Origin of the sequence: Paucibacter soli (assembly GCF_037482845.1) — a bacterium.
Classification (GTDB): domain Bacteria; phylum Pseudomonadota; class Gammaproteobacteria; order Burkholderiales; family Burkholderiaceae_C; genus Paucibacter_B; species Paucibacter_B soli.
On the sequence record NZ_JBBHJW010000013.1, the window covers coordinates 90827 to 113376 of the forward strand.

Sequence of the window (22550 nt, forward strand, 5' to 3'; positions counted from 1 at the left end):
CGGGCGTGCACGCGCGTACGCGGCCGCGCCACGTCCTGCCATGCTAAGCCCTGCGGCGCCCGCTGGTCAGCGGAACTGGGCCCGGGCCCCGGCTCAATTCCGCATCCGCTGTGGCAAATAGGTGACGATCTCGGGCAGCAGGTAGATCAGCGCCACCGCGGCGAACAGCAGCAGGAAGAAGGGCAGGGCCATGCGCGCCAGGCTGCCGATCTCGCGCCCCGTCATGCCCTGCAGCACGAAGAGGTTGAAGCCCACCGGCGGCGTGATCTGCGCCATCTCCACCACCAGCACGATGAAGATGCCGAACCACAGCGGGTCGATGCCGGCGCGCTGCACCGTGGGCATGATCACGCCCATGGTCAGCACCACCATCGAGATGCCGTCCAGGAAGCAGCCCAGCACCACATAGAAGAGCAGCAGGCCCAGCAGCAGGCCCAGCGGGCTCAGCCCCAGGCTTGCGATCCATTCGGCCAGGTGCCGCGGCAGGCCGATATAGCCCATCGCCAGGGTCAGGAAGGAGGCGCCGGCCAGGATCAGCGCGATCATGCAGTACAGCCGGGTGGCGCCCATCAGCGCAGCGCGGAAGTTGGCCCAGCCCAGCGAGCCCTGCAGGCCCGACAGCAGCAAGGCCCCCAGCACGCCCACCGCCGCGGCCTCGGTGGCGGTGGCGATGCCGGTGTAGATCGAACCCAGCACCGCGGCGATCAGCAGCAGCACCGGGATCAGGCTGCGCGAGGCGGCGAGCTTTTGCGCCAGGCTCAGCGGCGCATCGGCGGGCGGGATCAGCTCGGGATGGCGCCAGGCCCACAGCACCAGATAGCCCGAGAACAGCGCGGCCAGCAGCAGGCCCGGCAGCACGCCGGCCATGAAGAGCGCGGAGATCGAGACATCGGCCATCACGCCGTAGACGATCATGATGATGGAGGGCGGGATCAGCAGGCCCAGGGTGCCGGCGCCGGCCAGCGAGCCGATCGCGATCTGGTCGGGGTAGCCGCGCCGCTTCAACTCGGGCAGGGTCATCTTGCCGATGGTGGCACAGGTGGCGGCGCTGGAGCCCGAGACCGCCGCGAAGATCGCGCAGCCCACCACATTGGTGTGCAGCAGCCGCCCCGGCAGGGCCTGCATCCAGGGCGCCAGGCCCTTGAACATATCGCTGGACAAGCGGGTACGGAACAGGATCTCGCCCATCCAGATGAACAGCGGCAGGGCGGTCAGCGTCCACGAGGACGAGCTGCCCCAGATCGTCACCGCCATCGCGTCGCCCGCCGGGCGCGCGCTGAACAGCTGCATGCCCAGCCAGGCCACGCCCGACAGGGCCAGGCCTATCCAGACCCCGCTGCCCAGGATGGCAAACAGGGCGAGCACCAGAATGAGGGTGATGGCGATATCGTTCATTCGTTGTGCAGGGCTTCGTTGGGCTGGCTGCTGCGGCGCGTGCCGCGCCACTCCAGCCACCATTCGTCGACAAAGGCGATTGCCAGCACCAGGCTGCCCGCCGCCATGCTCAGCTGCGGCAGCCACAGCGGGGTGGCGTCGTTGAGGGTTGAGACGTCGTGGAAGACCCAAGACTGCCACACCAGGCGCAGGCTGTACCAGGCCGTGACGCCGGCCAGCAGGCTGGCCATGCTGAGCGCCAGCAGCTCCAGCCTGTGGCGGGCCCTGGCGCCCAGCGCATGCAGCACCAGCGTGACGCGGATATGCTCGCCGCGCTTGAGCGTGTGGGCCAGCGCCAGGAAGCTGCTGGCCGCCATCAGGTAGCCGGCATAGGCGTCGGTGCCGGGCAGATAGAAATTCAGCTGGCGCCCCAGCACCGCCAGCAGCACCATCAGCAACAGGCCGACCATGAAGAGCGCCGCCAGCGCGGCCGCGCCGTCGTAGAGCGCGTCCAGCCAGCGCCTCATGGCTTGCGGTAGGCGGCGAGCAAGGCCTGACCCTCGGCGCCGGCCTTCTTCTCCCAGTCGGCCAGCATCAGGCCGCCCATCTGCTGCAGGTCCTGCAGCAGCTTGGCCGGCGGGGTCATGATCTTCATGCCCTTGTCTGCCAGGGCCTTCTTGGTCCAGTCGTTCTTTTCCTGGCTGAGCTTCCAGCCGCGTTCCTCGGCCGCGCTGGCGGCCTGCAGCAGCGCGTCCTGGCTGGGCTTGTCGAGGGCCTCGAAGGCCTTCTTGTTGACGATCACCGCGTTCTTGGGCAACCAGGCCTGGGTGTCGTAGAAGTACTTGACGCTCTCGTAGGTCTTGCTGTCGTAGCCGGTGGCGCCCGAGGACATATAGGACTCGACCACGCCGGTGGCCAGCGCCTGGCTCAGCTCGGCGGCCTGGATGGTGACCGGCTGGGCGCCGATCAGCTCGGCGATCTTGGCCGTGGCCGGGCTGTAGGCGCGCCACTTGATGCCGCGCATATCGGCCACCGAGCTGATCTCCTTCTTCACGAAGATGCCCTGCGGCGGCCAGGCCACCGCATACAGCAGCTGCATGCCCTGCGCGTTCAGCAGCTTGTTGAGAAAGGGCTTTTGCGCCGCGGCCAGCTTGCGCGCCTGCGCATAGCCGCTGGCCAGCAGCGGGATGCCGTCGACGCCGAAGAGCGGGTTCTCGTTCTCGAAATTGGCCAGCAGCAGCTCGCCGATCTGCGCCTGGCCGCCCTGCACCGCGCGCTTGATCTCGCCGGCCTTGAACAGCGAGGCGTTCGCGTGCACGGTGATCTTGAGCCTGCCGGCGCTGGCCTTCTCGACCTCGGCGGCGAATTGCTGCAGGTTCTCGGTGTGGAAGTTGCTGGCCGGGTAGGCCGAGGGCAGGTCCCATTTGGTCTGGGCCAAGGCCTGGCTGCAGGCGAGGCCCAGCAGGCACAGTGACAGCTGGCGGCGACGGTTCATGGCGCTCTCCTTGACGGTGTACACGGCGGATGCCGCAGCATCGGCGATGGCGGCCCGCGCGCCGATCGGGGTTGACCCCAGGATCAGGGTTTTTTGGCGATATGCCGATAAATCGTCAATAAAATGCCGGCATCAAAGGAGCAGCATGAGCCGCAGCAGCACTAGTAGAGCCAAGCCCGGCAAGGCGCGGCCGCCGGCCAAGTCGGCCGGCATCGTCTCTTCCTCGCACCTGGTGTCGCCGCGCAGCGTCGAGCTGAGCGAGTTCGAGTTCGGCCTGATCGTGGCCTGGAATGCCTTCTCGCGCTGGGCCATGCGCTGCATGGCCGCGGCCGGGCGTGGCGACCTGGCGATCACCGACGTGCTGGTGCTGCACCATGTGAACCACCGCGCGCGCAACAAGAAGCTGGCCGACATCTGCTTCGTGCTGAACTACGAGGACACGCATGTGGTGGCCTATGCGCTCAAGAAACTGCTGGCGGCCGGCCTGGTGAGCGCCGAGAAGCAGGGCAAGGAGGTCTTCTACAGCCCCACGCCCGAGGGCGAGGCGCTGGTGGAGCGTTACCGCGAGGTGCGCGAGACCTGCCTGATGGACAGCTTCGACGCCGAGCTCAACCACGACATCGGCGCCCACGCGCGGCTGCTGCGCAGCATGTCGGGCATGTATGACCAGGCGGCGCGTGCCGCCAGCTCGCTATGAGCGCCCCCAGACCTGCCGCTGCGCGTCAGGCCATCGGCGAGACGCCGTTGGCCTTCGAGCCGTCCAAGTCCGCGCTGGCGGACTTGGAGCCGCGGCTCTCAGCCCCCCGAGGGGGGCAAGCCAACTCGGGAACGGCCCTTCGTTTGCTTGTGAGCGCCCCCGCCCAACCGGCGGCAGGGCGCTGGCAGTTCTGGATCGACCGCGGCGGCACCTTCACCGATCTGGTGGGGCGCGCGCCGGACGGCGCGCTGCACACCCTCAAGCTGCTGTCGGAAAACCCCGAGCAGTACCGCGACGCCGCGGTGGAGGGCATACGCCGGCTGCTGGGCCTGCAGGCGCATGAGACGATCAGCGCCGCGCAGGTGGCATGCGTGAAGATGGGCACCACGGTGGCCACCAATGCGCTGCTGGAGCGCAAGGGCGAGCCCACCGTGCTGGTGATCACCCAGGGCTTTCGCGATGCGCTGCGCATCGCCTACCAGGCGCGGCCACGCCTCTTCGACCGGCGCATCCAGCTGCCCGAGCTGCTCTACGAGCGCGTCATCGAGGCGCGCGAGCGCGTCGGTGCGCATGGCGAGCTGGAACAGGCAATCGATCTGGCCGATCTGCGCCAGCAACTGCAGGCCGCCCATGCGGCCGGGCTGCGCGCCTGCGCCATCGTCTTCATGCATGGCTACCGCTACCACGCCCATGAGCTGGCCGCGGCGGCGCTGGCACGCGAGCTCGGGTTTACGCAGGTCTCGGTCTCGCACCAGGCGAGCCCCCTGATGCGCCTGGTGGGGCGCGGCGACACCACCGTGGTGGATGCCTATCTCTCGCCCATCCTGCGCCGCTATGTGGAGCAGGTGGCGGCGCAGATGCCGGGCGTGCCGCTGCTGTTCATGCAGAGCAGCGGCGGCCTCACCGAGGCCGGGCAGTTCCAGGGCAAGGACGCCATCCTCTCGGGCCCGGCCGGCGGCATCGTTGGCATGGTGCGCACCGCGCTGCAGGCCGGGCATGCCAAGGTGATCGGCTTCGACATGGGCGGCACCTCCACCGATGTGTCGCACTATGCGGGCGAGTTTGAACGCGCCTTCGAGACCCAGGTGGCGGGCGTGCGCATGCGTGCGCCGATGCTGAGCATCCACACGGTGGCCGCCGGCGGTGGCTCGGTGATCCGCTTCGACGGCGCGCGCCTGCGCGTCGGCCCGGAGAGCGCCGGTGCCAACCCCGGCCCGGCCAGCTATCGGCGTGGCGGCCCGCTGGCGCTGACCGATGCCAATGTGCTGCTGGGCAAGATCCAGCCCGCGCATTTCCCCCATGTGTTCGGCCCCCATGCCGATGAGGCACTCGATTGCGACGCCGCCCGCCGCGGCTTCGAGGATTTGGCGGCGCAGATGGCTGCGGCCACCGGCCACGGCAGCAGCGCCGAGGAGGTGGCGGCCGGTGCGCTGCAGATCGCGGTGGCGGCCATGGCCAATGCGATCAAGCGCGTCTCGGTGGCCAGGGGCTATGACGTCAGCGACTACACCCTGCAGTGTTTTGGCGGCGCCGGTGGCCAGCACGCCTGCCTGGTGGCCGACGCGCTGGGCATGTCGCGCGTGTTCGTGCACCCGCTGGCGGGCGTGCTGAGCGCCTATGGCATGGGCCTGGCCGACCAGCTGGCGATGCGCGAGGCGGCGGTGGAACTGCCGCTGGACGCCGCCGGCTTGGCGCGGGCGCAGGCCCAGCTGGCGCGGCTGGCAGAAGGCGCGCGCGCCGAGCTGCTGGCCCAGGGCCTGCCGGCCGAGCGCCTGCAGACACGCGCCCACCTGCTCCTGCGCTACCAGGGCACCGACACCGCGCTGCAGGTCGGCGCCACGCAAGACCTGACCCTGCTGCAGCAGGCCTTCGAGGCCGCCTACCGCCAGCGCTTTGCCTTCCTGATGCCGGGGCGCGCGCTGGTGATCGAGGCGGCCGTGGTGGAGGCCCTTGCGTCAGGGGAGTCCCCCGGGGAATCGGCCGATGAAGCAGGTGGGGAGGAAGCCGAGCCGCATCAGGCCGCGCCGCTGGAGCAGCTGCGCATGTACTGCGGCGGCGCCGATGGCCAGCGCTGGCGCGCCGCCGGCCTCTACCAGCGGGAGCAATTGCGCCCCGGCGCGCGGGTGGACGGGCCGGCGCTGATCGCCGAGCGCAATGCCACCACGGTGGTCGAGCCCGGCTGGCAGGCGCGCATCAGCGCCGGCGGCGGCCTGGAGCTGCTGCGCGTGCTGCCGCGTCCGCAGGCCCAGGCCCTGGGCACGCGTGCCGATCCGGTGATGCTTGAGGTCTTCAACAACCTCTTCATGAACATCGCCGAGCAGATGGGCCTGCGCCTGCAGAACAGCGCGCATTCGGTCAACATCAAGGAGCGCCTGGATTTCTCCTGCGCGCTGTTCGACGCCCAGGGCCAGCTGATCGCCAATGCGCCGCATATGCCGGTGCATCTGGGTTCGATGAGCGAATCGATCAAGACCGTGATCGCACGCAACCCCGATATGCGGCCGGGCGACGTGTATGTGCTCAACGACCCGTATCACGGCGGCACCCATCTGCCCGACGTGACGGTGATCACGCCAACCTATCTGGACGCTGGTGCGGCACCGGCCTTCTACGTGGCCTCGCGCGGCCACCATGCCGACATCGGCGGCATCAGCCCGGGTTCGATGCCGCCGCTGTCGACAAGCATCGAGGAGGAGGGCGTGCTGCTCGACAATGTGCTGCTGCTGCGCGACGGCGCGCTGCGCGAGGCCGAGCTGCGCGCGCTGCTGCAGGCCGGGCCCTGGCCCGCGCGCAACCCGGAGCAGACCCTGGCCGATCTGCGTGCCCAGGTGGCCGCCAACGAGAAGGGCGTGCAGGAGCTGCGCGCCATGGTGGCGCAATACGGCCAGCAGACCGTGAGCGCCTATATGGGCCATGTGCAGGACAACGCCGAGGAGGCGGTGCGCCGCGTCATCGGCGCGCTCAAGGACGGCAGCTACCGCATGGAGCTCGACAACGGAGCCCTCATCCAGGTGTCGCTGCGCGTGGACCGGGCGCGGCGCAGTGCGCAGATCGACTTCAGCGGCAGCAGTGCCCAGCTGCCCAACAACTTCAATGCGCCCAAGTCGGTCACCATGGCGGCGGTGCTGTACGCCTTTCGCAGCCTGGTGGACGACGAGATCCCGCTCAATGCCGGCTGCCTCAAGCCGCTGGAGGTGATCGTGCCCGAGGGCTGCATGCTCAATCCGCGCCATCCGGCCGCCGTGGTGGCCGGCAATGTCGAGACCTCCAGCTGCGTCACCAATGCCATCTATGGCGCGCTGGGCGTGATGGCGGCGGCGCAATGCACCATGAACAACTTCAGCTTCGGCAATGCGCGCTACCAGTACTACGAGACCATCTCGGGCGGCTCGGGCGCGGGGCCAGGTTTTGCCGGGACCAGCGTGGTGCAGACGCATATGACCAACTCGCGCCTCACCGACCCCGAGGTGCTGGAGTTCCGCTACCCCGTGCGGCTGGAGAGTTATGCGATTCGAGCCGGCTCGGGCGGTGCAGGGCGCTGGCGCGGCGGCGACGGCGGGGTGCGGCGGCTGCGCTTCCTGGAGGCCATGAGCGCCGGCATTCTCAGCAATGGCCGCAAGCAGGGCGCCTTCGGCATGGCCGGAGGCACGGCCGGCGCGGTGGGGCTGAACCGGGTCGAGCGCCGCGATGGCAGCGTCGAGCAACTGGACCATATCGCCACCGTGGAGATGGCGCCGGGCGATGTGTTCGTGATCGAGACGCCCGGTGGCGGCGGCTATGGCGCCGAGGAGCAGACGAGATGAAGCGGGGGGGCGTCATCTTGCTGACGGGCTTCGAGCCCTTTGGCGGCGAGCACATCAACCCCTCCTGGGAGGTGGCCCGGGCGCTGGACGGCGAACTCATTGCTGGCGCCAGGGTGCAGGCGCTGCAGCTGCCCTGCGTGTTCGGCGCGGCCTTGCAGGGCCTGGCCCAGGGCATTGCGCAACACCGGCCGGCCATGGTGCTGGCGCTGGGCCAGGCCGCCGGGCGCAGCGAACTCTCGGTGGAGCGCGTGGCCATCAATGTGGACGATGCGCGCATCGCCGACAACCGCGGCAGCCAGCCGATCGACGAGGCGGTGATCGCGGGCGCGCCGGCGGCCTATTTCTCGACCCTGCCGATCAAGTCCATGGTGGCGGCGCTGCGAGTGGCCGGCTATCCGGCGGGCGTCTCGCAAAGTGCCGGCACCTTTGTCTGCAACCATCTGTTCTACGGCATGCAGCACCAGCTCGCCGGCAGCGAGGTGCGCAGCGGCTTCTTGCACATCCCCTTGCTGCCCCAGCAGGCAGCGCTGCAGCCGGGCCAGCCCAGCATGGCGCTGGAAACCATGATTGCCGGCGTGCGCCTGGCGCTGGGCGTGGCCTGGCGCGTCAGGAACGATGTGCGCCAGGGCGGTGGCACGATCGCCTGACGCTCTATTCCTTCTCGCTGTAGCTGCGCCAGCGCTGGCTGGCCGCGCGCATCAGCGCCCATTGCTGGGCCACACGCGGGCAGGCATCGCAGGCCAGCATATGAAGGCGCAGCACGAGGCGCTCGCGCCAGGGCAGGCGCCGCTCCTCGGCCTGCATGAGCAGCAGGCTGACTTGTTGGCAGGTGCGCCGCATCATCATCACTCAGGACTCCTTGGCACTGCTGAACCAGTTCAGCTGCAGGCATTCGCGCAAGCGCAGACGGGCTCGGTGCAGCATCACCCAGAGATTGGTCGGGCTGATCGCGAGTTCCTTACAGATCTCCTCGGTCTCCAGCTCCAGCCATTCGCGCATCATGAAGAGCCGGCCCTGCTGCCCCGGCAGCAACTCCACGCAGGCCTCCAGTACGCGCATGAAATCCATTTGCCGCAGCGCATGCTCGGGGTCGCCCCAGTCCTGCGGGCGCTCGCGCCAGTGGCCGCTGCTGTCGAACAGCTCGTCCTCGATCGGCGCCTCGTCCTCGTGCGTGGTGGAGGTAGAAAGTTCCCGGCTGTTGCGGCGGATCTGGTCGATCAGCTTGTGCTTGAGGATGCCGATCAGCCAGGTCTTGAGCTGCGACTGGCCGGCAAAGGTCTGCGGCCGCTCGAGCGCGGCCAGCAGGGTCTCGGACACCGCGTCCTCGGCCCAGGCGGCGTTGCGCAATTGCAGGCGCGCATATTTCAGCAGCTGCGGCCGCAGGCCTTCGAGCGCGGCGGAGAAATCAGCCATCGGCAATCCGGAAGAATGATTTTGTGGGCCCGAGTGTAAGGACTGGACGCTCGCTTGCGACACAAGGCAGGCGACGCGATGATGCGTCACTCCAGCAACCCCATTCATCACGGAGACTTTCCATGTCCACCAACCAACTGATCTCTTCCGCCCTGCTTGCCGCGCTGACGCTTGGTGCCGTCGGCCAGGCCGTGGCCGCCGACGACAAGGCCGCCAAGGAAAAATGCTTCGGCATCGTCAAGGCCGGCCAGAACGACTGCGCCAATCTGAGCGGCAGCCATTCCTGCGCCGGGCAGTCCAAGACCGATGGCTCGCCGGACGAGTGGAAGTACGTGGCCAAGGGCAGCTGCAAGACCAAGGAAATGGGCCTGACGGCCGAGGAAGCCAAGGCCAAGCTGAAGAAGTAATCGGCATGAAGCAATTGGGCATAGGCTGGCGCCAGCCGCATTACGCGCAACTGCTGGACTTGCGGCCGGCGTTGGGTTTCATCGAGGTCCACTCGGAGAACTTCTTCGCCGCCGGCGGCGCCAGCCGCCAGTTGCTACGCGATGCGCGCGCCAGCTATGCGCTGAGCCTGCATGGCGTGGGCCTGTCGCTGGGCTCGGCCTGCGGGCTGGATGCCTGGCATCTGGAGCGCCTGGCCGAGCTGGTGGCGGAGTTGCAGCCGCTGCGCGTGTCCGACCACGCCAGCTTTGCCCGCGTGCCATTGCTGCAGGGGGCCGCCGAGGTCTCGCATGGCAACGACCTGCTGCCGATTGCCTTCAACGAGGCCAGCCTGGCGCTGATGCTGCGCCATGTGGACCAGGTGCAGCAGCGCCTGGGGCGCCAACTGCTGGTGGAGAACATCAGCGCCTACCTGGGCTGGCAGGGCGACACCCTGGCCGAACCCGAGTTCTTCAACGAGCTGACGCGGCGCAGCGGCTGCGGCCTGCTGCTGGACGTCAACAACCTGGTGGTGAACGCGCTCAACGAAGGTGACACGGAGGCGCAGGCCGCCGTGCGCGCCGCGGCCTGGGTGGATGCGATCAGCCCCGGCTCGGTGGGCGAGATCCACCTGGCCGGCTATGCGCGCACGCCGGCGCTGGTGATCGACGACCATGGCAGCCGCGTGCATGCGCCGGTCTGGCAGGTCTACCGGCATGCGCTGCGACGCCTCGGGCCCGTGCCCAGCCTGATCGAGTGGGACACCGATGTGCCCGAGCTGGCGGTGCTGCTGGACGAGGCCTCCAAGGCCCAGACCTGCATCGACGCCCTGTGCGCGGTGGAGGCCTGAGCCATGAGCGCGACCGAGCTAGCGCGCCAGCGTCAGCTGATCCAGGCCGTGCTTGGCGGCCCTGCCGAGGGGCCCTGGCGCGCACCTGCCGGCGTGCAGGGCGGGGCGGCGCGCGGCCTGCTGGCCTACCGCCTGAATGCAGCGGCCTTGGCCGAGCGCGCCTTGGCTGCGGTATTCGCCCAGCTGCGCGAGGCCATGGGGGATGCCGAGTTTGCCGCCATGGCCTGGGCCTTCTGGCGCTGGCGGCCGCCGCGGCGTGGCGATATGGGCGAATGGGGCTCCGATCTGCATGAGTTCCTGGCCGAGCAGCCCGAGATGGAAGCCGCCTGGCTGGGTTTGAGCCGCCTGGAATGGGCCATGCACGAGGCCGAGCGCGCGCCCGATGCCAGCCTGGACGCCGACAGCCTGCTGCGGCTTGGCGACACCGAGCCCGGCCTGCTGCGCCTGCGCATGCGGCCAGGCCTGCGGCTGCTGCCCGCCGATAGCCAGGGTCAGGTCTTGCTGGTATGGCGCCAGGGCTGGCGCGCCCGGGTCGAGCCGCTGGGCGCGGCCCAGGCCCTGCTGATGGCGCGGCTGCTGGCTGGCGCCGATCTGCAATCCGCACTGGATGCCTGCCTGGCGGCGCATCCGGACTTCGATTTTTCGGCCTGGCTTCAGCAGGCCTTGCTGCAGCAACAGCTGTGGCGCGTGGAACTGCTATGAAACTCAGACCTTTTGTAAAAACGGCCTGGCTGAGCCTGAGCGACCCCGGCGCGGACGATGGCGCGCGCCTGCCCGCCAGCTTGCGCGTCCTGCTGCAGCAGGTACAGGCGCTGGCACAACTGGGCGCCAGGCTTTATGTGGCCCAGGTGTTCTGGCTTTCGGGCCTGACCAAGCTGCGCGACTGGGGCACGACGTTGGCGCTGTTCCAGGACGAATACCATGTGCCCCTGCTGCCGCCCGAGCTGGCCGCCTACCTGGGCACCGGCGGCGAGCTGTGCCTGCCGGTGCTGCTGGTGCTGGGTCTGGGCGGCCGCTTCGCGGCCCTGGGCCTGAGCGTGATGAATGTGATGGCGGTGCTGAGCCTGGAGGAGATCGCGCCGGCCGCGCTGGCCGGCCACCAGCTCTGGGGCGCGCTGCTGATCGCGCTGGCGCTGTGGGGGCCGGGGCGCTGGTCGGTGGATGCTTGGCTCGCCCGACGCCGCTGAGACCTATTCGCGTGGTTGGAAGCTGATCACCAGCAGCGATGGCACGCGGCCATCCACATCGCGCGGCAGGGTCTCGGTCTTGTCGATCGCGCGCAGCACGGCCTTGTCCCATTCGGCATCGCCGCTGGGCTTGATGATCTTGCGGCCGATGATGCTGCCGTCGGGGGCCACGCGCACTTCCACCTCGGCGACCGGGTTGCCGCTGGGCATGTCCGAGTAAATGATGTTGGGCCGGATGCGCGCCTTGATGCGGCCGCCGTAGCTGGCCGAGGGGCCCGAGCTTTGCAGCGCGCTGCCGGTGGCAGCGGGCCCGCCCGAGGCACCGGCCATGCCCTGGATGCGGCGCAGATTCTCCTGGCGCAGCGCCTCACGCTTGGCCTCGGCCTGCTTGGCTTCCTTCGCTTCCTTGGCCTCTTTGGCGTCCCTGGCCGCCGCCTCGGCCTGGCGCTGCTTCATGGCCAGTTCTTCCTTCCTGGCCTGCTCCTTCTTGGCGGCCAGTTCCTTGGCCTTGCGCTCGGCTGCTTCCAACTCGGCCAGGCGCTTTTGTTCGAGGTCCTTCTTCTTTTTCTCGGCCTTGGCGATGGCGATCTGGGCATCGCGCTGCGCCTGCAGCTCGCGCGGGTCGGGCTCGGCGGGTTTGGGTTCTGGCCTAGGCTGAGGCTTGGGCGCTGGCGGCTCCTCGGGCGGCAGCTGCTCGCGCGGGGCGGCGGCCTGGGGCACGGCGGCCCAGAGCTCGGCCTCGTAGCTGGGCAGGGTCTGGGTGCGCCAGTGCACGCCGGCGCTCAGGGCCAGCACCAACACCAGGTGGGCGGCCACCGCAAAGGCGAAACCGCGGCCCAGGCCCGGCGCCTGTGGCGGACGCAGCGGGTCGCGGTCGAGATGATGGTGAAAGCGTGAGGCCAGGGCGCTCATGGCGGCTGCGTGGTCGTGGCGGCTTCAGTTGGCGCCGGCGGCCGGGCCGTTGCGCACCGCCAGGCCCACGCGCGCGATGCCCGCGCCCTGCAGCACGTCCATGGCCTTCACCACCGCCTCGTACTTGACGTTGCGGTCGGCCGAGATCACCACCGGGGTGTTGGCGTCGCTGCCCTGGGCGGTCTTGACGCGCTCGGCCAGCTGCTTGAGCTGCAGCGGCTGCGGCTCTTCCTTGTCGAGCTTGAGCTTGAGTTTTTCATCGGCGCCCACGATCACATGGATCACATGCTCGGGCTGCTGGCGGCTCTTGCCAACCGAGGGCAGGTCCACCAGGCCGGTGGTGATCAGCGGCGCGCTCACCATGAAGATGATGAGCAGCACCAGCATCACGTCGATGAAGGGCACCATATTGATTTCATTGATGGTGCGGCGGCGTCCGCGGCCGCGCGAGGCGATGGCTGCCATGCTTGCGTGCTCCGGCGCCTCAGCGCGTATTGTCCCGTTGGCCCTGCTGGCCGGCGGGGGCCGGCTGGCTGGCGTTGCGCTGCAGGATGTTGGAGAACTCCTCGATGAAGGTCTCCAGCGTGATGGCGCTGCGGTCGATCTGGCGCGCAAAGCGGTTGTAGGCCAGCACCGCGGGAATGGCGGCGAACAGGCCGATCGCGGTGGCCACCAGGGCCTCGGCAATGCCGGGCGCCACGGTGGCGAGCGTGACCTGCTGCAGGTTGGACAGACCCACGAAGGCGTGCATGATGCCCCAGATGGTGCCGAACAGGCCCACATAGGGCGAGACCGAACCCACCGAGGCAAGGAAGGAGAGATTGCTCTCCATCGCATCGAGCTCGCGCTGGAAGCTGGCACGCATGGCGCGGCGCGCGCCGTCGAGCAGGGCGGTGGGCTCGACCACGCGGCGCTCGCGCAGCTTGAGGAATTCGCGCATGCCGGAGGCGAAGATGCGCTCCAGCGGCGCACCAACGGTCTTGCTGGCAACGCTGCTGTAGAGCTCGTTGAGGTTCTTGCCCGACCAGAACTCGGTCTCGAAGGCCTCGTTGCTGGCCTTCACCCGGCCCAGCGAGAGCAGCTTGCTGAAGATCACGCTCCAGCTCGCCAGCGAGACCAGCAGGAGCGCGGCGATCACCAGTTGCACCACCAGGCTGGCGTGGGCAATCAGGCTGAAGATGGACAGGTCTTGGTTCATGTCTGCAGAAGAATCGGTCAGGGCGCAGGCGTGATGGCGATGGCCTGCAGGATGGCAGCGGGTATGCGGCTGGGTTTGAAATCGGCCGCGCCCACGCAGCCGATGCGGATCTCGCTCTCGGCCAGCAGGGTCTGGCCGCGCCAGGCCTGCTGCACCAGCTCCATGCTGGCGCGGCCCAGCTTGATCGGCTTCACGGTGACGCGCAACTGATCGTCCAGGCGTGCCGGGCTGAGGTAGCGCACGCTGGTGGCGCCCACCACGAAGAGCGCGCCCAGCTCGGTGCGCAGGCGCTCCTGCTCGAAGCCCAGGCCGCGCAGCCATTCGGTGCGGGCGCGCTCGAAAAACTTCAGGTAGTTGGCATAGAACACCACGCCGCCAGCGTCGGTGTCTTCCCAATAGACCCGCAGCTGGAGCTCGAAGGCGCTGCCGCTATTCATGCGCGTGCCTGCAGATAGGCGCGCATGCGCTGCAGGGCCTCGCGCAGCTCGTCCTGGCTGCTGGCGAACGAGAGCCGCATATAGCGCTCGCCAAAGGCCGGGCCGAAATCGCGCCCGGGCGTCAGTGCCACATGGCAGGCGCGCATCAGCTCGAAGCAGAAGTCCCAGCTGCTGTTCGAATAGGCCGAGACATCGGCCCAGGCGTAGAAGGCGCCGTCGGGCAGCACCGGCACTGGCAGGCCCATGGCCTCGAGCGCCGGCACCACCAGATCGCGGCGCGCGCGCAGCTCGGCACGGCGGCGCTCGTACTCGGCCATCGAGTCGGCCTCGAAGCAGGCCAGCGCCGCATGCTGGGCCGGCGCGCTGGCGCAGATGAAGAGGTTCTGGGCCAGCTTCTCGACCGGCGCCACCAGCGCCGGCGGCAGCACCAGCCAGCCCAGGCGCCAGCCGGTCATGCCGAAGTATTTGGAGAAGCTGTTCACCGAGATCAGGTCCTCGCCCAGGGCGAGCACGCTATGGCCGAAGCGCTCGTCGTAGGACAGGCCGAGGTAGATCTCGTCGACGATGCTGATGCCGCCGCGTGCGCGCACCGCCGCGACGATGGCGCGCAACTCGTCGGGGTCGATCGAGGTGCCGGTGGGGTTGCTGGGCGAGGCCAGCAGCACGCCGCGGCTGTGCGCGGTCCAGGCCGCCTCGATCTGCGCCGCGCTGGGCTGGAAGCGCTGCGCCGGCCCGGCCGGCAGCAGCACGGCGCTGGCGTCGGCGGCGGCCACGAAATGGCGGTTGCAGGGGTAGCAGGGGTCGGGCATCAGCACCTCGTCGCCGGCCTCGAACAGGGCCAGGCAGGCGAGTTGCAGGGCCGCCGAGGCGCCCGCGGTGATGACGATGCGCTCGGCCGCGACGGCCAGGCCGAAATGCTGCGCATACCAGCGCGACAGCGCCTCGCGCAGCGCCGGCAGGCCGGTGGCCGGCGTGTACTGGGTGCGGCCCTGCGCGATGCAGGCCTGCGCGGCCGCTTGCACAGCAGGGGCCGCAGCAAAGTCGGGCTCGCCGATGTTCAGGTAAATCATGCGCCGGCCGCCCTGGGCCGGGTCGCAGGCCGGGCTGCGCGCGATCTCCGCGGCGGCCTTGGCGCACTCCATCACGTAAAAGGGCTCGATATGGTCGAGCCGCCTGGCCAGCTTCATGCCTTGTCTCGGGAGGGGCTTCAGCTGCGCTTGCGGGCGGCCTCGACCTCGCGCGGGCGCAGGTCGACGGCGGCGCGGTCCAGCACGGCGTTCACATATTTGTGGCCGTCGGTGCCGCCGAAGGACTTGGCCAGTTCCACCGCCTCGTTCACCGCCACCTTGTAGGGCACGTCCATGCAATGCTTGAGCTCGTAGGCGCCGATCATCAGCACCGCATGCTCGATGGGCGAGAGTTCGGTGGTCTTGCGATCCACATGGCGCGAGAGCACCGCGTCGAGGTCGGCGGCCTCCAGCACGCAGCCATGCAGCAGGGCGTCGAAATGCGCCGTGTCGCTCTTGCCAAAGCCTTCCTGTTCGCGGGTGTGGGCGTCGATCGAGCCGGCGTCCTCACCGGTGAGCAGCCATTGGTAGAGGCCTTGCAGGGCCAGCTCGCGCGCGCGGCGGCGCGCCGATTTTGGCGCCGCGCGTTTGGCCGCTGGCTTGGCCGCGGGCTTCTTGTTTTCGTTCGCTTCGCTCACTGCAGTTCTTTCATCAAATTGGCCATCTCGACCGCCACACGGGCGGCGTCTCGGCCTTTTTCCTCGGTGCGTGCCCAGGCTTGTGCTTCGTTTTCGACCGTCAGCACCGCATTCGCGATCGGGATGCTGCGGTCCAGCGAGACGCGCGTCACGCCGGCGCCGCTTTCATTGGCCACCAACTCGAAGTGGTAGGTCTCGCCGCGGATGATGCAGCCCAGCGCCACCAGCGCGTCGTAATGCTCGCTGTCGGCCATGGCTTGCAGGGCGATAGAGACCTCCAGCGCACCCGGCACGCTGATATGGCGGATATGGCGCTCGGGCACGCCCAGGGCCAGCAGCTCCTGGGTGCAGGCCTCGGCCAGCGCGCTGGTGATCTTGTCGTTGAAGCGCGCCTGCACCAGGCCGATGCGCAGGTTCTGGCCGTCCAGCGAGGCGCTCTGGCCCTTGTCTGATCCTTGCATGGTGTCTGCTTCCTCAGCTTGGCTGGCCGGCGGCCACAAAGCCGGTGACCTCGAGACCATAACCCGTCATGCTGGGCATGCGGCGCGGGCTGCCCAGCAGCTTCATCTTGTGCACGCCCAGCTCGCGCAGGATCTGTGCGCCCACGCCATAGGTGCGCAGATCCATGCTGCTGGCCGCGGGCGCGCTGGCCTCGGGCTGCAGGCGGCCCAGCAGGGCCTCGGTGTCCTCGCCGGCGTTGAGCAGCAGGGCGGCGCCGCGACCCTCGGCCTGGATCTGCGCGAGTGCCTGGGGCAGGGGCCAGGAATGGCTGCAGGGGCCGATGTCCAGCAGGTCCAGCGCCGAGAAGGGCTCGTGCACGCGCACGGTGACCTCTTCGCCGGGCTGCCAGCTGCCCAGCGTGAGGGCCAGGTGCAGGGCACCGGTGCGGTCGCGGAACACCTGGCAGTCAAAGTCGCCCTGCGGCGTGCGCATGCTGCGCGTGGCCACACGCTGCACCAGCGATTCGTTGCGGCTGCGGTATTCGATCAGGTCGGCGATGGTGCCGATCTTCAGGCCATGCTCCTGGGCGAAGATCTCCAGGTCCGGCAGGCGCGCCATGGTGCCGTCGTCCTTCATGATCTCGCAGATCACCGCGGCGGGCGTGAGCCCGGCCATCTGCGAGAGATCGCAACCCGCCTCGGTATGGCCGGCGCGCATCAGCACGCCACCGTCCTGGGCCTGCAGCGGGAAGATATGGCCGGGCTGCACCAGGTCGCGGGCCTCGGCGCCGCGCGCCACCGCGGCCTGCACGGTGCGGGCGCGGTCGGCCGCCGAGATGCCGGTGGTGACGCCGGTGGCGGCCTCGATCGAAACCGTGAAGGCGGTGCCATGTTTGGTACCGTTGCGCGTGGCCATGGGCGGCAGCTGCAGGCGCTCGCAGCGCTCGCGCGTGAGCGTCAGGCAGATCAGGCCGCGGCCATACTTGGCCATGAAGTTGATGGCCTCGGGGGTGACATGTTCGGCCGCGAGCACAAGGTCACCCTCGTTTTCGCGGTCTTCTTCGTCAACCAGGATGACCATGCGGCCGGCCGCCAGTTCGGCCACCAGCTCGGGAATAGGGGATATCGGCATGGGCGCCATTGTAGGCGGCCCGGGACGCTGCCGAAGAGCGCAGGCTTAGTGCCAACCACCCATTGGACGAAGCCGCAGGCGCAGGTCGCTGCCGATGCGGTCGACCGCCTGCCAATCCCAGCTCGGCACGCCGTCCAGGCTTTGCAGCGCGTCCAGCGCGGCGAGATCGCGGCCGGGGCCGATCAGCTTGGGGGCCAGGTAGAGCAGCAACTCGTCCACCAGGTGCTCGCGCAGCAGCGAGGCATTGAGCTTGTGGCCGGCCTCGACGTGCAGTTCGTTGATGCCACGTTGACCTAGGTACTGCAGCAGCGCGGGCAGATCGACCTTGCCGCCCGGGCCGGGCAGGGCGACGATTTCGGCGCCGCGCTCGCGCAGGGCACGCACCGCGGCGCCCTGCAGATCGACCTGCCCGCAGGCCAGCAGGACCTGGCCGGGTGGCTGCAGGATGCGCGCCTGCGGCGAGGTTTCCAGGCGAGCGTCGACGATCACGCGCAGCGGCTGCAGGTGAGTGTCGATGCCACGCACGTCCAGCCGCGGGTCATCCTCGCGCACCGTGCCGATGCCGGTGAGGACGGCGCCGGCGCGCTTGCGCCAGCGCTGCCCATCGAGCCGCGCCTCGGGCCCGGTGATCCATTGGCTGACGCCGTTGCCGAGCGCGGTGCGACCGTCCAGCGAGGCGGCCATCTTCATGCGCACAAAGGGGCGCTGGCGCAGCATGCGCGAGAAGAAGCCGATATTGAGCTCGCGCGCCGGCCCGGCCAGCAGGCCATGCTCGATGGCGATGCCGGCGCTCTCCAGCCGCGCCAGGCCCTGGCCGGCGACCAGGGGGTTGGGGTCGGTGGTGGCCGCCACCACGCGGGCCAGGCCGGCGGCGATCAGGGCGTCGCAGCAGGGCGGGGTGCGGCCATGGTGCGAGCAGGGCTCCAGGGTCACATAGGCGGTAGCGCCGAATGCGCTGTGGCCGCGCGCCTGCACCTCGCGCAGCGCCATCACCTCGGCATGGGCCTGGCCCGCTGCCTGGGTATGGCCGACGCCGAGCACCATGCCCTTCGCATCGGTGATGACGCAGCCCACGCGCGGATTCGGTTCGCTCAGGCCGATGGCGAGTTCGGCAAGCGCCAGGGCATGGGCCATGGCATCGGCATCATTGCCATGGCGATCGGGGAGGCTTGGGTTGGACATGCGCGCAGTCTAGCCCTCAGGGCTGCAGACTGGCGGTGGCGGTGTTGACGAAGCGGCCGTTGGCGGGATCGGCGGGCTGCCCCGCCGGGCAATTGTTGGCAAAACTCACCACCAGGAAATTCTGCCTGGACAGCGGGCCGTTGACCTTGAGGTAGTCAAGCGGGTGTTCGGCGTTGTCGACCTTGCCGCTGCCGTCGTAGTCGGCGCTGTAGCGGCACACGCGGTAGTTGCCGGCGCCCAGGGGAATGCCGCTCAAGGTGATGCGGCCGGACCAGGTAGTCAGCACTGCGCTGTTGGGATAGACGATGCAGTAATAGGCCACCACGCTTTGGGCGCCCACCACGCCAGGTGCATCGTCAAAGCACTCGTAGGCCGGCGTCAGGTATTTGCCAAGGTCCACGAGCTGCAATTGCACATGCATCGGCAGGGCTGGGCTGGCCGGGCTCTCGGGATCGGCGGCAACCCCGGTGGAGAAGCGCACATAACCGCTCACGAAGTAGCCGGTGGTGACGATGTTGCAGCCGGCCAGGTCGTCCTTGGAGATGTCCGCGATCGCCTTGTCCACATTGCACTTGTTGGTGATCATGCCGGTCAGGTTGTTGAACACCCAGACCAGATTGGCGCCCTGCACCGGTTTGAACACGCTGGTACCGTCGCCCATGTTCTTCGCACCCTTGGGAATCTGCGCGTTGCGCTCAAGCGGCCGCCGTGCCGGGGCGCCTTCGACGGGCTGCTGGAGGAAAGCCGCCAGGGCGGGATCAACCGGCGCGACCAGGGAATCAAGCTGCAGCGTCAAGGGCTCGCCCGTACGATCGGCCCAGCGCACCGTCGTGGTGACCGAGGTCACCCCGTACTGCGGCAGCGCGACAACCTTGCGTTCGATGCCAAAGCTGGTGTTGGTGCCGGTGGACTGGGTCTCGTCACCGTCCGCGATGTCGGCAAAGGTCCGCACGCCGGATGCGGGGTTGGCGGGCGGGGTCAACTCGGAAAACGCGCGCTGCAATTCGACGTCCTGCTGCGACATGCGTATTGCCTCGCCCCGCTGCTTGGCCACATCGGCACTGCGCCTGAAATTGCTCTGCAGCCCGGCCAGCGCGACCATGCCAAACGCCATCACGACCACGGCCACCATGGCCTCGATGAGGGTCACGCCGCGCTGAAGATGTGCTGAGGATATGAACATGATGCTCAGTTGAGGCCAGGTATCCAACTGCCCGGTATGCGCACAAACGCGCCATGCTGCTTGTTCAGAATGGAGATGATTTGCGGGTCGTAGGCCAGGTCGACCAGGCCGGTGGCGCCGAAGCTGCCCTGGGTCACCAGGGCGCCGATCAGTTGCGAAGGCATGGCGCTGGCGTTGTCCCATTTCACATTGCCGGTGACGTAGATGACGCCATGGATCTGGATCGGACCGGTCACGGTCAGATTGCCATTCACGATCAACAGCACCGGGGCAGCGGCGCTGCCAAGCACCACGTTGTCAGCCAGCGTCGCGTCCTCGTTGATCCAGATGACATCGGCCGCCGCGGTGGCCGCAACGCCGGCCGCGGCCAGACAATCGCCATTGCACTGCACCGTCCGCACATTCGGTTGACCCTGGTAGCGGGTCAGCGACATGCCGAAATACCTGCGGAACATGGTCGCCGGCTGCAGGTTGGCATCCTGCTTGACGATCGCGTCCTGGGCCGGCGTGCCCGGCACGCTGGTGAGGCGGTCCGAGCTGCCCAGCAACTGGCCACCGGTCTGCACCACCAGCCCGTTGGTGCTTGGATCGCTGTTGTGCAGGCCCAGATTGGTGCCGAGGTTGACGTCCAGTGCGGCCACCAGCGGGCTGGCCGGCGGCATGCGCAAGGCACTCAGAAAACCGAGCCCGACGGTAACCGAGGTTTGCCCTATAGCACTGTCCACCATGGCCTGGTTGAACGTGGCGCAATCCGACAACAGGCTGCTACATCCGGTGACGTTGAGCAGCACGATGTTCTTCTGCGATCCCAGGCCGGGAAAGCGCACGCCAAAGCTGGGTTGCAGCGCGCTGGCATTGGCCGCCGGGCTGGTCGCGGCGCCAGCGGCCGGGCAATCGCAAACCCAGGTGTTCGGACCATTGGCCGTGCAGCCGGCGCGACTGAAGTTGGCAACGGGCAGTACGGGCCCATATCCCTGGGTGGGCAGGGCCGTCAGATAGCGCTGCCTGAAGTTGCTGCCCGGCGCGTTGACGGCTTGGCAGCTGGCATCCACATTCCCGCCATTGAGCATGGCGATCGCCCACTCGATGCCGGACTCGGCCGCTTCGGCGGCCACGCCGGAGCGGAAGTAGTTGCTGGCAATGCGCTGCTCGAATACCAGATTGCGATTGGCGTAGGCGGCCATCATGGCGAGCACGAAGAACAGCACCATCACCGTGACGAGCGTGGCCGCGCCTTGCTGGGCCGCCTTGGCGGACCGGAACCGAGGGCAGGCAAGCGCGTTCATGGCGTTGGCGGGCATGCGCCGGTCACGATTTCATCGTTGCGCACGCGCGCGCGCAGGCTCAGGGTTCGCTCGACCTCGGCATCGTGCGTGGCTACACCGCGTATGTTGATCCGCACATCGTGCACCTGCAGTGCCGGCGGGCAATTGGCCAAGCCGTTGCAGGGCATCAGGCAGTAGTCGGGCAGCGGCACCGCCTGGGTGTTAAGCGTGACCGTGAATTCCCTGACCTCCAGCATGGCCGGATCGGTCAGCGGCTGGTAGCTGCCACCCAGGCGGTATTCCAGCCGCTTGTTTCTGAGCCGGAAGCCATGCTGCTCGGCGTCGAGCGGCAGCACGGCCGGCGGCGCATGATTCTGCTTGTCGTCCCAGTAGCTGTAGGCGATCTCGTCGCCGCTCACGGCGGCTGGATCACCGGCGGCCAGAATTTGCATGCCGGTATAGGGGTTGCTGTCGGGCGAGCTGTTATCGGGCGCCCAGACCGAAGTGCTCGCCTTTGGCCAGGCACCTGCACGCTTGATGTCGCGCAGCATCATGTCGGCGGCGGCACGCAGATCCTGCTGAACCTGGGTTTCCAGCACCAGCCGCTTGTGGTCACCGATCTGGCTGGTGGCCATCACCACCGCGCCGGCCACCACGATCATGCCGACGGCCAGGCCCACCATCAGCTCGACGAGCGTCATGCCATGTTGGTGCAGGCGTTCTACTGGCATGGCGAAACCCCCGGCATGGATTGGTCGGGCGTACACATCGAGATACGCCCAAGCGGATTCATGCTGATCTGCAATTGCCCAACCCGACTGCTTTGTACCAACACGGAAAAATTGGGCGGGACTGGCGGCATCTGAGCCCCCACGAATTTCAGTCTGTCGCCTGCCTGCGGCTTTAGCTCGACCCCCGTCATGCGCGACACCTGCACCGTTTTCGATTCAATCAGCTGTACAAGAGGCCCGCTCACGCAGGCCGTTCCGGCAGGCCGCGTGCAAACGCAATCCATCCCTGGCCCTTTTGCCGCCGACAAGGTGTAGCAGCTTTGCTTGAGATCGCGATTGAACCAAAACTCCAGTTCCATCGAGCGCAGTCCCGCCTCCGAACGCGCATAGGCCAGGTTGGCGCGCAACTCGGCGGCCACCGCCTCGACGCGGTAGCGCGCCAGCATGTCGGCCAGATTGGGCCAGGCCACGCCCAGCAACACGCCCAGAATGGCGAGTGCGACCATCACCTCGACGAGGCCCACGCCCTGGTGTTGATGCTGTTGCCGCTTGCTCATTTTGGCCAGCATGTATCTGCACTGTCCGAGTTGGCCCCGTTCAGGGCGCCGTACTTGGACGTACCGCCCTTCATCGTGATGGACATGCTGCTGCAGTCGCTGTCAGCCGTTTGCAGGCCACCGGCACGGGGTGTGGCAACAAGCGTGTAACCCGTTGCCGACGCGTTCTTGATGGCGATGTCGTAATGCTTGGCATCGGCATTGGCCGGCAGGCCCATGTCCGCCAAGGAGTCCGCATAGCCTGGCTTGTTGGCGCGCCAGCGCTCCTGGGCCTGCTGTACGGTGGCCAAGGCCGAAATGGCATCGGCACGCCGGCTCTTGGCAACATATTGCCGATAAGCCGGCAGGGCCACCACGGCCAGTATGGCCAGAATGGCCACGGTGACTATCAGTTCAACCAGCGTGAAGCCAGCGGCGCTCCTGGCGAGGCGACGCCGATGTGCGGTGGAAGAGGGTTGTTTGATCACGGTCCGATTATTTGGCGCGGATTCGTGACAAGCTGCACGAACGGACGCCGCTCGTCAGCGCGAGTGGACCGCTCGTCCGCGCTCCCCCTTGCTTGAGGG

At 68.3% G+C, this 22550-nt stretch carries 26 protein-coding genes; 7 read left to right on the forward strand and 19 right to left on the reverse strand.

Annotated elements, in window-relative coordinates; genetic code table 11:
• Positions 1–93 precede the first annotated feature (93 nt).
• From WG898_RS23270 to WG898_RS23280, 3 genes are read right to left on the reverse strand one after another with little or no spacing between them, the layout of a single operon-like run.
• Positions 94–1395 (reverse strand): TRAP transporter large permease, encoded by a 1302-nt coding sequence (locus WG898_RS23270; RefSeq protein ID WP_339605167.1) that lies wholly within the window; start codon positions 1393–1395, stop codon positions 94–96.
• A complete protein-coding gene (locus tag WG898_RS23275; RefSeq protein ID WP_339605168.1) occupies positions 1392–1901 on the reverse strand; it encodes a TRAP transporter small permease in 510 nt (169 codons plus the stop codon). The genes WG898_RS23270 and WG898_RS23275 overlap by 4 nt, the downstream gene beginning before the upstream one ends.
• On the reverse strand, positions 1898–2869 hold the full coding sequence (locus WG898_RS23280) for a TRAP transporter substrate-binding protein (protein ID WP_339605169.1): 972 nt from the start codon (positions 2867–2869) through the stop codon (positions 1898–1900). Before WG898_RS23280 ends, WG898_RS23275 begins: the two co-directional genes overlap by 4 nt.
• A 145-nt stretch (positions 2870–3014) precedes the next feature.
• On the opposite strand from WG898_RS23280, the gene WG898_RS23285 reads away from it, so the two are divergent.
• From WG898_RS23285 to pcp, 3 genes are all read left to right on the forward strand, one after another.
• Positions 3015–3566, forward strand: coding sequence for a winged helix DNA-binding protein (locus WG898_RS23285; RefSeq protein ID WP_339605170.1), 552 nt, complete (start codon positions 3015–3017; stop codon positions 3564–3566).
• 149 nt (positions 3567–3715) lie between these two features.
• Positions 3716–7369, forward strand: coding sequence for a hydantoinase B/oxoprolinase family protein (locus WG898_RS23290; protein WP_339605171.1), 3654 nt, complete (start codon positions 3716–3718; stop codon positions 7367–7369).
• Positions 7366–8016: a pyroglutamyl-peptidase I gene (gene pcp / locus WG898_RS23295; protein ID WP_339605172.1), complete on the forward strand. Its 651-nt coding sequence runs from the start codon at positions 7366–7368 to the stop codon at positions 8014–8016. Before WG898_RS23290 ends, pcp begins: the two co-directional genes overlap by 4 nt.
• Before the next feature lie 4 nt (positions 8017–8020).
• On the opposite strand, the gene WG898_RS23300 is transcribed toward pcp, so the two are convergent.
• Positions 8021–8215 carry a zf-HC2 domain-containing protein gene (locus WG898_RS23300; protein WP_339605173.1) on the reverse strand — a complete coding sequence of 65 codons (195 nt, stop codon included), beginning with the start codon at positions 8213–8215 and terminating at the stop codon, positions 8021–8023.
• A gap of 3 nt (positions 8216–8218) precedes the next feature.
• Positions 8219–8782, reverse strand: a complete 564-nt coding sequence (locus tag WG898_RS23305; protein WP_339605174.1) for a sigma-70 family RNA polymerase sigma factor — start codon at positions 8780–8782, stop codon at positions 8219–8221.
• Positions 8783–8904: 122 nt separating this feature from the next.
• Between WG898_RS23305 and WG898_RS23310 the strand changes: the two genes are divergently transcribed.
• From WG898_RS23310 to WG898_RS23325, 4 genes are read left to right on the forward strand one after another with little or no spacing between them, the layout of a single operon-like run.
• Positions 8905–9189 carry a BufA1 family periplasmic bufferin-type metallophore gene (locus tag WG898_RS23310; protein ID WP_339605175.1) on the forward strand — a complete coding sequence of 95 codons (285 nt, stop codon included), beginning with the start codon at positions 8905–8907 and terminating at the stop codon, positions 9187–9189.
• A 5-nt stretch (positions 9190–9194) separates the two neighbouring features.
• Positions 9195–10055, forward strand: a complete 861-nt coding sequence (locus WG898_RS23315; RefSeq protein WP_339605176.1) for an MbnB/TglH/ChrH family RiPP precursor modification enzyme — start codon at positions 9195–9197, stop codon at positions 10053–10055.
• Between the two features lie 3 nt (positions 10056–10058).
• Complete coding sequence (locus WG898_RS23320; protein WP_339605177.1) at positions 10059–10757, forward strand: HvfC/BufC family peptide modification chaperone; 699 nt, start codon at positions 10059–10061, stop codon at positions 10755–10757.
• Positions 10754–11242 (forward strand): DoxX family protein, encoded by a 489-nt coding sequence (locus tag WG898_RS23325; protein WP_339605178.1) that lies wholly within the window; start codon positions 10754–10756, stop codon positions 11240–11242. The genes WG898_RS23320 and WG898_RS23325 overlap by 4 nt, the downstream gene beginning before the upstream one ends.
• A gap of 3 nt (positions 11243–11245) precedes the next feature.
• Here WG898_RS23325 and tolA read toward each other — a convergent pair whose 3' ends face one another.
• Genes tolA through WG898_RS23395 form a run of 14 tightly spaced genes read right to left on the reverse strand, consistent with a single transcriptional unit; the run spans position 11246 to position 22451 of the window.
• Positions 11246–12154 carry a cell envelope integrity protein TolA gene (gene tolA / locus WG898_RS23330; protein WP_339605179.1) on the reverse strand — a complete coding sequence of 303 codons (909 nt, stop codon included), beginning with the start codon at positions 12152–12154 and terminating at the stop codon, positions 11246–11248.
• Between the two features lie 24 nt (positions 12155–12178).
• Positions 12179–12619 carry a protein TolR gene (gene tolR / locus WG898_RS23335; protein ID WP_339605180.1) on the reverse strand — a complete coding sequence of 147 codons (441 nt, stop codon included), beginning with the start codon at positions 12617–12619 and terminating at the stop codon, positions 12179–12181.
• 19 nt (positions 12620–12638) lie between these two features.
• The gene (gene tolQ, locus WG898_RS23340) at positions 12639–13352 is read right to left on the reverse strand and encodes a protein TolQ (RefSeq protein ID WP_339605181.1); all 714 of its coding nucleotides are present in this window, start codon (positions 13350–13352) and stop codon (positions 12639–12641) included.
• A 17-nt stretch (positions 13353–13369) separates the two neighbouring features.
• Positions 13370–13789, reverse strand: coding sequence for a tol-pal system-associated acyl-CoA thioesterase (gene ybgC / locus WG898_RS23345; protein ID WP_339605182.1), 420 nt, complete (start codon positions 13787–13789; stop codon positions 13370–13372).
• A complete protein-coding gene (locus tag WG898_RS23350; protein WP_339605183.1) occupies positions 13786–14976 on the reverse strand; it encodes a pyridoxal phosphate-dependent aminotransferase in 1191 nt (396 codons plus the stop codon). The genes ybgC and WG898_RS23350 overlap by 4 nt, the downstream gene beginning before the upstream one ends.
• 20 nt (positions 14977–14996) lie before the next feature.
• Positions 14997–15494, reverse strand: a complete 498-nt coding sequence (gene nusB, locus WG898_RS23355) for a transcription antitermination factor NusB (protein ID WP_339605184.1) — start codon at positions 15492–15494, stop codon at positions 14997–14999.
• The gene (ribH, locus tag WG898_RS23360; protein ID WP_339605185.1) at positions 15491–15955 is read right to left on the reverse strand and encodes a 6,7-dimethyl-8-ribityllumazine synthase; all 465 of its coding nucleotides are present in this window, start codon (positions 15953–15955) and stop codon (positions 15491–15493) included. The genes nusB and ribH overlap by 4 nt, the downstream gene beginning before the upstream one ends.
• A 13-nt stretch (positions 15956–15968) precedes the next feature.
• Positions 15969–17066: a bifunctional 3,4-dihydroxy-2-butanone-4-phosphate synthase/GTP cyclohydrolase II gene (gene ribBA, locus WG898_RS23365; protein WP_339605186.1), complete on the reverse strand. Its 1098-nt coding sequence runs from the start codon at positions 17064–17066 to the stop codon at positions 15969–15971.
• Positions 17067–17111: 45 nt separating this feature from the next.
• Complete coding sequence (ribD, locus tag WG898_RS23370; RefSeq protein WP_339605187.1) at positions 17112–18248, reverse strand: bifunctional diaminohydroxyphosphoribosylaminopyrimidine deaminase/5-amino-6-(5-phosphoribosylamino)uracil reductase RibD; 1137 nt, start codon at positions 18246–18248, stop codon at positions 17112–17114.
• A gap of 16 nt (positions 18249–18264) precedes the next feature.
• Positions 18265–19431, reverse strand: coding sequence for a type IV pilus modification PilV family protein (locus tag WG898_RS23375; protein WP_339605188.1), 1167 nt, complete (start codon positions 19429–19431; stop codon positions 18265–18267).
• A 5-nt stretch (positions 19432–19436) separates the two neighbouring features.
• Positions 19437–20732, reverse strand: a complete 1296-nt coding sequence (locus WG898_RS23380) for a pilus assembly PilX family protein (RefSeq protein ID WP_339605189.1) — start codon at positions 20730–20732, stop codon at positions 19437–19439.
• Positions 20714–21427, reverse strand: a complete 714-nt coding sequence (locus tag WG898_RS23385; protein WP_339605190.1) for a PilW family protein — start codon at positions 21425–21427, stop codon at positions 20714–20716. The genes WG898_RS23380 and WG898_RS23385 overlap by 19 nt, the downstream gene beginning before the upstream one ends.
• Positions 21418–21996 carry a pilus assembly FimT family protein gene (locus WG898_RS23390; protein WP_339605191.1) on the reverse strand — a complete coding sequence of 193 codons (579 nt, stop codon included), beginning with the start codon at positions 21994–21996 and terminating at the stop codon, positions 21418–21420. Before WG898_RS23390 ends, WG898_RS23385 begins: the two co-directional genes overlap by 10 nt.
• Positions 21981–22451 carry a type IV pilin protein gene (locus WG898_RS23395; RefSeq protein WP_339605192.1) on the reverse strand — a complete coding sequence of 157 codons (471 nt, stop codon included), beginning with the start codon at positions 22449–22451 and terminating at the stop codon, positions 21981–21983. The genes WG898_RS23390 and WG898_RS23395 overlap by 16 nt, the downstream gene beginning before the upstream one ends.
• Positions 22452–22550 lie beyond the last annotated feature (99 nt).